Source organism: Renibacterium salmoninarum ATCC 33209, assembly GCF_000018885.1.
Taxonomy (GTDB): Bacteria; Actinomycetota; Actinomycetes; order Actinomycetales; family Micrococcaceae; genus Renibacterium; species Renibacterium salmoninarum.
Genome location: NC_010168.1, coordinates 2663047 through 2674664, shown reverse-complemented (window position 1 = coordinate 2674664; position 11618 = coordinate 2663047). Strand labels below are relative to the sequence as shown.

The window sequence follows — 11618 nt, the reverse complement described above, 5'->3', positions numbered from 1 at the left end:
GATGCTTGAGTAGTAATGAGTAACGGTGACAAACTTCTTCACATCCAATGGAAAGTTGAGCTGGCTTAAGGTCGGCGGGCAATCGCTGGTGCTGGTAGCATTAGTACTCGGATTAGTCGGGTTCATCAGCACGAACAAAACCGTGACGGTAGCAGTCAACGGAACTGAGACTTCAGTGCAGACCTTCGGCGGTTCCGTCAAAGATGTTCTACAGCTTGCCAATGTGGAGACCAAAGTCGGTGACAAGGTATTTCCCAGCGCGGAGACTGCCGTTTCCGACGGCACCGTCATCACGGTGAATACTGCGAAAGACGTCAAGGTCACGCTCGACGGCGCACAGACAGTCGTGCAAACCAACGCTGGCAAAGTGAGCGAATTGGTCAACCAACTGGGCATCGCCTCAGCCGCCTCCGTGAGTGTGGCCAAAGATTCGGCGCTGGCCACCGAAGGCGCACAGCTTTCAATCAGCACGCCGAAAAAAGTTCAAATCGTCGTAGACGGCAAGGCTTCTGCACAAACCACGACGGCTGGCACCGTTGCTGACGTATTGAGTGCGGCAGCTGTCGCAGTCAATGCCGGCGACGTAACCTCTGTTCCGGCCGCTGCGCCAATTGTGGCCAATATGGTGATTAAGGTTTCCCGCGTCAAGAGCGACGGCGCGGTCAACGTCACCGAAAACCTGCCGTTCTCAAGCGAGCAAACAGTCAATCCAGATGCGTTCAAGGACGAACGTAAAGTCACGCAGCCCGGGGTATTGGGCAAGGTCGAAAAGACTTTCAACGTGGTGACCATTGACGGCCGTGAAGTGAGCCGAACTCAGACTGGCGAAAACGTGACGTTGAAGCCGGTGGCGGAAAAAGTTTCAGTCGGCGGCAAAGACCGGCCCAAGCAAGAAGCAGCCAGTGGCAACACCGGCGCAACTCCGCCACCCACCGCAAACGATGCAATGTGGGACAAAATCGCCCAGTGCGAGTCTGGCGGAAACTGGGCTATCAACACCGGTAACGGATACTACGGTGGCCTGCAGTTCGATATTGGTTCCTGGAATGCCAACGGTGGCGGCCAGTACGCAGCACGCGCCGATTTGGCTTCGCGTGAGCAGCAAATTGCGGTAGCAAACACGTACTACGCCAAGGCCGGTTTGCGTCCTTGGGGTTGTGCAGGCGCTGCTAGCCGCTAACCAAATCTCTACACTCCGTTGAGGGGTCGTATTATGCCGCTATGGTTCAGTTTTAGCGGCATAATACGACCCCTCAACTGTTGCGGCGAGCGCGAGAGTGCGAGAGCAAGAGATAGACTTCAGCAGTGACTTTGCCCCCTGACGAAACCAATTCCGCCCGAGCAACTGACCGCCCATTGCTCGGTGCTGCGGACATCCGACGGCTCGCCGCGGAGCTCGACGTGCGTCCAACCAAGACTCTTGGCCAGAATTTTGTTATTGACGGCAACACCATTCGTCGCATCGTGGCAGCTGCGAAAATAGCTCCTTCGGAGACCGTGCTGGAAATCGGCCCGGGTCTAGGATCGCTCACGTTGGGCTTGCTTGACGCTGCCGCGCACGTCGTCGCCGTCGAAATTGATGCGAAACTTGCGGCCAGGCTGCCGCAGACTATTTCTGAATTCCGGCCGGAGAAGAGCGGGGCGTTCGACGTCGTAACTGCGGACGCGCTCAAAGTCACCGAACTGCCGCAAGAGCCCACTGCTTTGGTGGCCAACCTGCCGTATAACGTTGCTGTGCCCGTGGTGTTGCATCTTTTAGAATATTTCCTATCGCTTGAACACGGTTTGGTTATGGTGCAAGACGAGGTAGCTGACCGACTTGCCGCGCCTCCAGGCAGCAAAACCTACGGGGTACCCTCCGTCAAGGCCGCTTGGTACGCACAGGTGCGCAAAGCTGGCGTCATTGGTATGAATGTCTTCTGGCCTGCGCCTAAAATTTCTTCCGGGTTGGTGGAATTCATTCGACGTGAACCGCCGCAGACCCGGGCGGAGCGCCGTGAAGTATTTGCCGTGATTGATGCAGCTTTTGCCCAGCGACGTAAAACTGTGCGGGCGGCCCTCGCGGGGTGGGCTGGTAGCGGCGCTGACGCTGAGCAGATCCTAATTGCGGCCGGAGTCGATCCGAGGGCACGTGGTGAGGTGCTTGATATTGCCGCGTTCTCCCGAATCGCTGAAGCCAAAAAAACTTTCTTGGCCTGACTTTCAGAAGCTATCTGGCCGCCTTTGGGGCCAGAGCTATCCAGAACGTGTCGAGCTAGTTGGATGCATCGGCCCCGGTGCCATAAGTTAGGGGCTATGACGCCATCCCTTGCCACCTCCGAAGGCGGCACACGCAGCCGGACTGTCCGGGCTAAAGCTCCAGGCAAAATTAATGTGTCGCTTTCTGTTGGACCGTTGCGCGCTGATGGCTATCATTCGGTAGCTAGCGTCTACTTGGCCGTCTCACTGTACGAAGAGGTCTCGGCCACGAGTGTCGCCGGTGATGAGATCACCGTGAGTTTGCGCCAAAACGATGCCAGCACATTGGCCTCGGACGCCGCGGTGCCGCTGGATGAGAGCAACTTAGCTGTGCGGGCAGCGCGATTGATGGCTGATGTGACCGAGCACCCCACCGGGCTCCATCTAGAGATCGCGAAGCGGGTACCGGTTGCTGGCGGAATGGGCGGCGGTTCAGCGGATGCCGCAGCCACTTTGCTTGCATGTGACGCATCGTGGGGCTCTGGGCTTTCCCGCGAAGAGTTGGCGCATTTAGCCGCAGAACTCGGTGCAGATGTTCCGTTCGCGCTTTTAGGCGGTGCCGCCGTCGGCTTAGGCGTTGGTGATGAGCTGACGCCTGCGCTGGCCCCAGGACCGCTGCACTGGGCATTGGTTCTTGCCGATTTTGGGCTCTCAACCCCGACCGTTTTTACCGCTCTAGACCGCCTGCGCGTCACCAAAGGCGTTGAGCCCAGCGAGCCTGAGGGCATCAACCCGCGTATTTTGCAGGCGCTACGCAGCGGGGATGCGGCTGGCTTGGCGCAGGTGCTCGGTAACGATTTGCAGCCAGCTGCGCTCAAGCTGGCACCGCAACTAGCTGACGTGATTGACCAGGGAGCTGAATACGGCGCGTTGGCCAGTTTAGTTTCCGGTTCCGGGCCTACTGTGGCCATGCTGGCCCGCGATGAAAACCATGCGATTGAACTTGCTGATCGGCTTGCTGAGGCAGGGCAAAATGCGCTCGCTGTGCATTCGCCGGTCCATGGTGCGAAAATTGTTTCTGACTTGACGCGTTGACGTCAGCACCGGCACGTTTGTAAGGAATCCCTTGGCCCATTTGCTCGGCGGCGAAAATCTCACCGTCCAATTCGCTACTCGCACCATCTTGGAATCGATCACCATCGGGCTTGAAGATGGCGATCGGATCGGCATCGTGGGCCGCAACGGCGACGGTAAATCCACCTTGATGCGGCTGCTGGCCAATCGGCAAACGCCGAACTCTGGCCGAGTTGCCGCGCGCCGAGGGCTGGAAGTTGGCTACCTGGACCAATCGGACGTGCTCGACGGCGAGGCAACAGTGGGCGAGGCAATAGTCGGCGAAGCTGCCGAACACGAATGGGCAGCTAATCCCAAAATCCGCGACATTATGGGTGGCTTAGTCGCCGAAGTGGATTGGCACGCCAAGGTTTCAGCGCTCTCTGGTGGCCAAAAACGTCGCGTGGCGCTGGCCAAATTGCTGATTGGCGAGCACGACGTGATCATGCTCGATGAGCCCACCAACCACCTCGACGTCGAAGGCGTCGCTTGGCTCGCTGAGCACCTCAAAACGCGATGGCGTGCCAACGAAGCTGCCTTCTTGGTGGTCACGCACGATCGTTGGTTCCTGGACGAAGTTTGCAATCGGACGTGGGAAGTTCACGACGCGACCGTAGATGCTTTCGAGGGTGGCTATGCGGCTTATGTGCTTGCCCGGGTTGAGCGGGACCGGATGAACGCCGTAGTGGAGAACAAGCGCGTTCAACTGGCTAAGAAGGAACTTGCTTGGCTGCGCCGCGGCGCGCCGGCCCGAACTGCAAAACCGAAATTCCGGATCGAAGCCGCAAATCAACTCATCGCAGATGTTCCGGATCCTCGCGATTCGGTGGCGTTGAACCGATTAGCAACGGCTCGGCTGGGCAAAGACGTATTAGACCTCGAAGAGGTAAGCCTGGGCTTTGGCGAGAAGCGACTCTTCGACCGGATCACCTTGCGGCTCGCGCCGGGGGAGCGGCTTGGCATTGTTGGCGTCAACGGCGCCGGAAAATCCACCTTGCTCCGGATGCTGGCCGGACAGATTCCGCCGGATGCTGGCCGACTCAAGCGGGGTAAAACCGTCCAGACCGCGGTGCTGAATCAGGAAGTCACCGAGTTCGATGCAATTGCGCACATGCGAGTTCTTGAAGTTATTGAAGCGGAAAAACGGGTAGTTCAAATTGGCGGTCGTGAGCTTACCGTCGGCCAACTGGTGGAACAGCTCGGGTTTAGCAAAGAGAAGCAGTGGACGCCGGTAGGGGACCTCTCTGGTGGTGAACGTCGTCGGCTACAACTGCTCAGGCTGATGATCGGTGAGCCGAACGTTTTGATGCTCGATGAGCCGACCAACGATTTAGATACCGATACCTTGGGTGCGGTAGAAGATCTTTTGGATGGCTGGCCTGGGACCTTGGTCGTGGTCTCGCACGACAGGTATTTGCTGGAGCGAGTTACCGATCACCAGCTCGCGCTGCTAGGGGATGGCAAATTGCGCGGCTTACCTGGTGGAGTGGATCAGTATTTGCAACTGCGCAAGGAGCAGGGCCTTGGCTCCGGGTTCAGCACGACGCAAGGTAGCTGCCGGCCGGAGGCTGCGGCAGCTGCGCCGTCGTCGGCCGCTGGCGCTTCCGAAGCCGATCTGCGGCAGGCCCGCAAAGACGTGAATCGCATCGAGCACCAACTTTCCAAACTCACTCAGCAAGAAGAGCGCCTACATGCCCAGATGGATACCGCGTCCACGAGTGGGAATTTTGAGGAACTCGGCAGTTTGAACAAAGAACTTCAAGATGTTGCTGGGCAAAAAGAAGAACTCGAACTCGAATGGTTGGAAGCCGCCGAAATTCTGGGCTAATGCCTTTACGGAGGCAATTTCAGCATCCGGATGCGGATTTTGCCGAATTTTACGCATCCGCAAGCCGAAAATGCATCCCGGGACGCGAGATTTCGGGGACGGAATTTAGTGACCCTGTTGCAATTCCGGGTTGATTTTTAGACCGGTCAAACCGTTCCAGGCTAGGTTCACCAAATGCGCTGCAACAGTGCTCTTATCTGGCTTGCGCACGTCCAGCCACCATTGGCCGGTCATCGCCATCATGCCAACCAACATCTGCGCATAGATTGCGCCATCTGCGGGTGAGAAGCCGCGGCGCTCAAACTCGTCAGAAAGAATATGTTCCACCCGCACCACGATGTGGGACAGCAAAGTGGAATACGCGCCTTCAGGTTACGACGGCGGTGCATCGCGAACCAGAATCCGGAACCCGTCGGTGTGGTCTTCGATGTAGTCCAAGACGGCTAACGCGGCGCGTTCAAGCAGCACTCGTGGGCTTGCTTCTTCACTCAATGATGAAGTTATTGAGCTGAGTAAGACTTTCGACTCTTGTTCCACGACCTCCAAATAGAGGCCTTCTTTGGAACCAAAGTGCTCGTAAATTACCGGTTTTGAGACGCCCGCTGCTGCAGCAATCTCTTCAATCGTGGTGCCGTCCAAGCCTCGAACGGCGAAGAGCGAACGTCCGATGCCGGTCAGTTGCTGCCTGCGTTGCGCACGAGTCATTCTTGAGCGCACGGGAATTTGCTCGTGTTCACCCGTGCGTAGTGGAAGACTCATGCACCTATCATGTCAACTTTCCGCAATATCACCCAACTTATCAACAGGATTTGCCCGCTTGTTCTAGGCCTATTTGGACAGATTCTGATCTCAACTCGCGTTGCGGGTGGCAGTCATGGCAAACTAGATGTTCGTGCCATGGTGCACAGTCCGCTCTGGTGTAACGGCAGCACCCCAGCCTTTGGAGCTGTGGAGTATAGGTTCGAATCCTATGGGCGGAACGCGGAACGCGGGACGATATGGGCGAGTAAGATAGCCCCGTCACCGGTCCAGCTGTTCCTTTCGACGGGACAGCTGGAGCACGCACTGAAGATGCACCAAACAACAGGAGCGCCCAGGTTGAATTCCGTGCCATCGAGTCAAGCTGCTGATTTAACCATTTTGGTGCTGGCGGCCGGTGCAGGTACCAGAATGAAATCACGAAAGCCCAAAATCTTGCATGAGATTGGCGGCTTGTCGATGGTTGGCCACGCATTGGCTGGGGCTAGGGGCCTGCTGAATCTTCACTCTGCAACGGGCCAGTTGGCTGTTGTGGTGCGGCATGAACGTGAATTGGTGGCGGCGAAGGTTGCTGAGCTAGAACCACAGGCCGTTATCGTTGACCAGGACGACGTCCCCGGCACAGGACGGGCCGTACAGGTTGCTCTCGAAGCTCTTGGCAGCATTACCGGTACCGTCTTGGTGACCTATGGCGATGTGCCTTTGCTCAGCCCGGAACTGCTACAAAATGTCGTGAGAGTTCACGAGCAGGACGCCAACGCCGTAACCGTACTGACTACCGTCTTGGACGATGCTGGCAGCTATGGTCGAATTCTGCGCGATTCCGACGGTGCCGTTTTAGGCATTCGCGAGTTCAAAGACGCGTCTGCGGCCGAACGTCAGATCCAGGAGATCAACTCGGGTATTTATGCCTTCGACGCTGCGGTCCTTTCCAGCGCGTTGAGCAAAGTCAGCGTCGCAAATGCGCAAGGCGAAATGTACCTTACCGACGTCCTTGAAATTGCTCGCGCGGCCGGCGGCCGGGTGGCGGCGGTTCGCACTGAGGACCGCTGGGCGGTAGAAGGCGCGAATGATCGCGTTCAGCTAGCGGCCTTAGGTGCCGAGCTGAATCGCCGGGTGCTCGAGCGTTGGATGCGCGCCGGAGTAACAATCGTGGATCCGACAAGCACCTGGATCGATGTTCAGGTCACCTTGGGTGAGGACGTCACTTTGCTGCCTGGTAGCCAACTACACGGCAACACCACGGTGGAGCGCGACGCCGTCGTCGGCCCGGACTGCACGTTGACTGACGTGCAAATTGGCGAGGGCGCCTCGGTGGTGCGCACGCACGGATCCGGCGCAATCATTTCCTCAGGAGCTTCAGTTGGGCCCTTCACCTATCTTCGTCCTGGCACGGTATTGGGCGAAGATGGCAAGATTGGCGCGTTCTATGAAACCAAAAACGTTCGAATCGGCGCGCGATCGAAACTTTCGCACCTTGGCTACGCTGGCGACGCCGAAATTGGTACCGATACCAATATTGGTTGCGGAAATATCACCGCAAATTACGACGGCGAAAAAAAGCACCGCACCGTTATTGGTTCGGGCGTGCGGACGGGCTCGAACACGGTATTTGTGGCTCCGGTTGAGGTGGGCGATGGTGCCTACTCCGGCGCTGGCGCGGTCATCCGAAAGTTCGTGCCGCCGGGCGCCTTGGCTTTGACCATCGCCTCGCAGCGTAACGCCGAACAATGGGTGCTGCACAATCGTGCCGGGACTCGCTCCGCGAATCTAGCACAGCAAGCGCTAGATGCCACGACCCTTGAATCTGCTCGTCAGGTAACCAACGAAGCTTCAGCAGAAGATCACAATCAGTCATGAGGGAAATATGAGTGCGATAACCGCCCACGGCGAGAAAAAACTACTGCTGGCCTCGGGCCGCGCGCATCCCGAGCTGGCACGTGAGATCGCCGCCGAGCTCAATACTGAGTTGTTGCCGATCGATGCTTATGACTTCGCCAACGGCGAGATCTACGTTCGGTCAGCACAGAGTGTGCGCGGAACTGACGTCTTTGTTTTGCAAGCGCATCCCGCGCCGTTGAACAACTGGCTCATGGAGCAGCTGATTCTCATCGATTCGCTCAAGCGGGCTTCTGCCAAGCGGATCACGGTAGTTTCCCCGTTCTACCCCTACGCTCGGCAGGACAAAAAGGGGCGTGGCCGCGAGCCGATCTCGGCCCGTCTGGTTGCCGACCTATATAAAACTGCTGGGGCTGATCGTCTGATGAGCGTGGATCTGCACACGGCTCAGATCCAAGGCTTCTTTGACGGTCCGGTCGACCACTTGATGGCCATCCCGTTGCTTGCCGAATACATTCGGACCAAGGTCAACGTGGACGAAATTACTGTTGTTTCACCTGACACCGGCCGAGTTCGAGTGGCCGAGCAGTGGGCAGACCGTCTAGGTGGTGCTCCACTGGCGTTTGTTCACAAGAGCCGTGATCTGACCGTGCCCAACCAAGCGGTATCCAAGCAAGTTGTTGGCCAGATTGAAGGCCGCACCTGTGTTTTGATCGATGACATGATCGACACCGGTGGCACGATTGCTGGAGCGGTCCAGGTGCTCAAGGACGCAGGAGCCCGCGATGTCATCATTGCTGCGACGCACGCGGTGTTTTCAGATCCAGCTGCTGAGCGTCTGGCAAATTGCGGAGCCAACGAAGTTGTGGTTACCAATACTTTGCCGATTCCGGAAGAGAAGCGATTTGAATCGCTCACGGTGCTTTCGATTGCACCGTTGATCGCCCGGGCAATCAAAGAGGTCTTCGAAGACGGTTCGGTAACCTCCTTATTTGACGGCCAAGCCTAAAACTCCTTCGAAACGCTGCACCACTTTTGGGGCTTAAACCATGGTTTAAGCCCCAAAAGTGGTGCAGCGTTTCGGGTGGTAGACTTGATAAGTACCTTGGCGAGGGAAGAGCCTTGTTCTCTTCCGTGATCGACATGGTCTGAAATCCTCTGGTAGAGCCGTTGATACGGTCCGGCCGTGGAGATGAGGCCCCAGTCGTCCTTGCATCTCACACCAGAAGGAGCATCTCAATTATGAGCGAAACTAAACTTGCAGCACAGCTGCGCACCGAATTCGGCAAGGGCGCAGCCCGCCGTGCACGTCGCGCCAACCAGATCCCCGCCGTAATTTACGGCCACGGCGCGGAGCCGATTCACATTGCTTTACCGGAGCGCGAGACCATTCGTGCCGCTCGTGGCGCTAACGCATTGCTGACCTTGGACATCAACGGCGAAGAGCACCTTGCCTTGGTCAAAGACATTCAGCGTGACCCGGTTCTGCAGATCATCGAGCACATTGACTTGCTGACTGTGCGCCGTGGCGAAAAAGTCACCGTGGACATCCCGGTTGTACTGACCGGTGAAGTTGCGCCGGGTGCCGTGGTCAACCAGGACGCGAACACCATCAGCGTCGAGGCAGAAGCAACTCACTTGCCGTCCAGCCTTGAGGTCAGCATTGAAGGCCGTAACCCGGGCGAGCACGTTTTCGCTTCGGACATCGTCTTGCCACAGGGCGTTTCGTTGTTGGCTGATGCTGAGACGCTGATCGCGAACATCTCCGAGCCTGAAGACCAAGACTTGGGCGAGGACGCTGCTGAAGCTACTCCGGTCACGGTTGGCTCCAGCGATGCCGCAGCACCGGCAGCTGAGTAACCTCTAGCTTCATGAGCAATACTTGGCTTGTAGTCGGGCTCGGAAACCCCGGGCCCGACTACAGTCATACCCGGCACAATATTGGTTTTATGGTGGCCGAAGAGCTGGCTTCTAGAATCGGTGCCAGCTTCAAAAGCAATAAATCTCGTGCGCTAGTTGCCGAAGGTCGCTTGGGTATGGGTGGACCAAAGCTTGTGCTAGCCAAACCGCAGACTTTTATGAATCTCAGCGGTGGCCCGACGTCGGCCTTAGCAAAGTTTTATGACCTCGGCGCGGACAATGTCATAGCGGTCCAGGACGAGATTGATATTCCCTTCAATACGATCAAGCTGAAGATCGGTGGTGGCGAAGGCGGCCACAACGGACTTCGCGACATCAGCAAGGCCCTGGGCGCCAAAGAGTACTTGCGGGTGCGGGTTGGCGTTGGCCGGCCGCCTGGTGGCCAGGGCGACGCGGCAGGCCATGTTTTGAAGGTCTTCTCTACCGCAGAGAAAAAAGAGCTGCCTTTTCTGATTCAAGATGCCGCCGACGCCGTCGAACTTCTGATCAGCGACGGACTGTTAGCAGCGCAGCAAAAGTTCCATCCAGCAAAATAGCTGGGAGCAAAGCTGTTTAAGGCTTGCCCATGCCGCGGTAGGTCCAGCCGGCGGATCGCCAAGCAGCCGCGTCCAGCACATTACGTCCGTCGATCAAATATTTTGAACTGACTTTTCGCCCAAAGTCACCGGGTCCAAAGCCCGGTATGGCGGCCATCCAGTCAACAGCACGACGACGTGCGCGCGTTCCAGCGCCTCGTCCAGATCCGGTTCAAAAGCCAATGTGGGGAAGCGCTCGGCCGCATTTTTCAGCGCTTCTGGATCCGTTACCGTGACGGTGGCACCTTGAAGTTGCAACTGTGCCGCCACGTTGAGGGCGGGTGAGTCGCGTACGTCATCGCTGCAGGGCTTGAAAGCGGCACCAAGCACCGTGACTCGTTTGCCAATAAGCGAGCCAGAAGATTGCGGATCAAGCGCAGAGCAGGCCGATTTCACCAACTCCACAACTTTGGTGCGGCGGCGCATATTGCTCGAATCGACTTCTTTGAGGAACGTCAGCGCTTGATCTGCGCCCAGCTCGCCGGTACGGGCCATAAAGGCCCGAATATCCTTGGGCAGACAGCCGCCGCCGAATCCTAGCCCGGCATTGAGGAATTTTCGACCAATCCGTTCATCCATGCCGATAGCATCTGCAAGCACACTGACATCAGCACCCGCGGCCTCGCAGACCTCTGCCATCGCGTTGATGAAAGAGATTTTGGTGGCCAGAAAAGAGTTTGCCGCGGCTTTGACGAGTTCCGCGGTGGCGTAGTCCATAACCAGCCGCGGCGTGCCTGCCGCTAAGGGGGTGCTGTACACCTCATCAAGCAGGCCCGTCGCGCGTTCGCCCGGTTCGCCGTCTGGCACGCCGTAAACCAAACGATCCGGCGCAATGGTGTCTTGCACCGCATGGCCTTCGCGCAAGAACTCTGGATTCCAGGCCAGCACCGCTTCCGGAGCAGAGTTTGCTAATTCGGCGGAAATGCGTGCTGCGGTGCCAACGGGCACGGTGGATTTACAGACTGCAATATCGCCGGGCGCCAAATATTGCGCCAGTCCGGCGAATGCTGCGTCGACGTAGCTCAAATCGGCGGCGTATTCGCCTTTGCGTTGCGGGGTTCCTACGCAGACAACATGCACACTGCAGCCAGCGGCATCGGCCATATCGGTACTAAATCGCAGTCGCCCGCTGGACATCGCCTCGCCCAAAAGCTCCGGCAGCCCCGGCTCAAAAAATGGCGCTACCCCGGCGGAGAGTTCTTCGATTTTTCGCGCATCGACGTCGATGCCGATCACTTCGTGCCCCATTTTCGCCAAACAGCTCGCATGGACCGCTCCCAGATAACCGCAGCCAATCACCGATATCCGCACAGATTCCTCCTGATATGACGAGACCCGCTGCTGAGCAGCTTGTGCTCAGCGTGAGCGCGGGGGATGAGCGAGGCCTTTCTCACAAACCAATGTCA

8 protein-coding genes, 1 tRNA gene and 2 pseudogenes are annotated in these 11618 nt (G+C 57.6%); 9 read left to right on the top strand and 2 right to left on the bottom strand.

Annotated elements, in window-relative coordinates:
• Nucleotides 1-25 precede the first annotated feature (25 nt).
• The 4 genes from RSAL33209_RS19370 (at nt 26) to RSAL33209_RS13170 (ending at nt 5119) form a co-directional block, all read left to right on the top strand.
• The gene (locus RSAL33209_RS19370; RefSeq protein ID WP_012246361.1) at nt 26-1180 is read left to right on the top strand and encodes a resuscitation-promoting factor; all 1155 of its coding nucleotides are present in this window, start codon (nt 26-28) and stop codon (nt 1178-1180) included.
• Nucleotides 1181-1305: 125 nt separating this feature from the next.
• A complete protein-coding gene (gene rsmA / locus RSAL33209_RS13180; protein ID WP_012246360.1) occupies nt 1306-2199 on the top strand; it encodes a 16S rRNA (adenine(1518)-N(6)/adenine(1519)-N(6))-dimethyltransferase RsmA in 894 nt (297 codons plus the stop codon).
• A 96-nt stretch (nt 2200-2295) separates the two neighbouring features.
• Nucleotides 2296-3273: a 4-(cytidine 5'-diphospho)-2-C-methyl-D-erythritol kinase gene (locus RSAL33209_RS13175; protein ID WP_041684813.1), complete on the top strand. Its 978-nt coding sequence runs from the start codon at nt 2296-2298 to the stop codon at nt 3271-3273.
• Nucleotides 3274-3304: 31 nt separating this feature from the next.
• Nucleotides 3305-5119 (top strand): ABC-F family ATP-binding cassette domain-containing protein, encoded by a 1815-nt coding sequence (locus RSAL33209_RS13170; protein WP_012246358.1) that lies wholly within the window; start codon nt 3305-3307, stop codon nt 5117-5119.
• Between the two features lie 105 nt (nt 5120-5224).
• Here the strand turns inward: RSAL33209_RS13170 and RSAL33209_RS20095 are convergent.
• A pseudogene (locus tag RSAL33209_RS20095) lies at nt 5225-5878 on the bottom strand (TetR/AcrR family transcriptional regulator).
• Nucleotides 5879-6027: 149 nt separating this feature from the next.
• Between RSAL33209_RS20095 and RSAL33209_RS13160 the strand changes: the two are divergent.
• The 5 genes from RSAL33209_RS13160 to pth all read left to right on the top strand — a co-directional run bounded on the left by RSAL33209_RS13160 (nt 6028) and on the right by pth (nt 10173).
• Nucleotides 6028-6099, top strand: a tRNA-Gln gene (locus tag RSAL33209_RS13160).
• A gap of 190 nt (nt 6100-6289) precedes the next feature.
• Complete coding sequence (glmU, locus tag RSAL33209_RS13155; protein WP_233494209.1) at nt 6290-7738, top strand: bifunctional UDP-N-acetylglucosamine diphosphorylase/glucosamine-1-phosphate N-acetyltransferase GlmU; 1449 nt, start codon at nt 6290-6292, stop codon at nt 7736-7738.
• A gap of 7 nt (nt 7739-7745) precedes the next feature.
• The gene (locus RSAL33209_RS13150) at nt 7746-8726 is read left to right on the top strand and encodes a ribose-phosphate diphosphokinase (protein WP_012246354.1); all 981 of its coding nucleotides are present in this window, start codon (nt 7746-7748) and stop codon (nt 8724-8726) included.
• Between the two features lie 233 nt (nt 8727-8959).
• Complete coding sequence (locus RSAL33209_RS13145) at nt 8960-9577, top strand: 50S ribosomal protein L25/general stress protein Ctc (protein ID WP_041684811.1); 618 nt, start codon at nt 8960-8962, stop codon at nt 9575-9577.
• 11 nt (nt 9578-9588) lie between these two features.
• Nucleotides 9589-10173 carry an aminoacyl-tRNA hydrolase gene (gene pth, locus RSAL33209_RS13140; protein ID WP_012246352.1) on the top strand — a complete coding sequence of 195 codons (585 nt, stop codon included), beginning with the start codon at nt 9589-9591 and terminating at the stop codon, nt 10171-10173.
• A 16-nt stretch (nt 10174-10189) separates the two neighbouring features.
• On the opposite strand, the pseudogene RSAL33209_RS13135 reads toward pth, so the two are convergent.
• Nucleotides 10190-11523 (bottom strand): annotated as a pseudogene (locus RSAL33209_RS13135) (UDP-glucose dehydrogenase family protein).
• Nucleotides 11524-11618 lie beyond the last annotated feature (95 nt).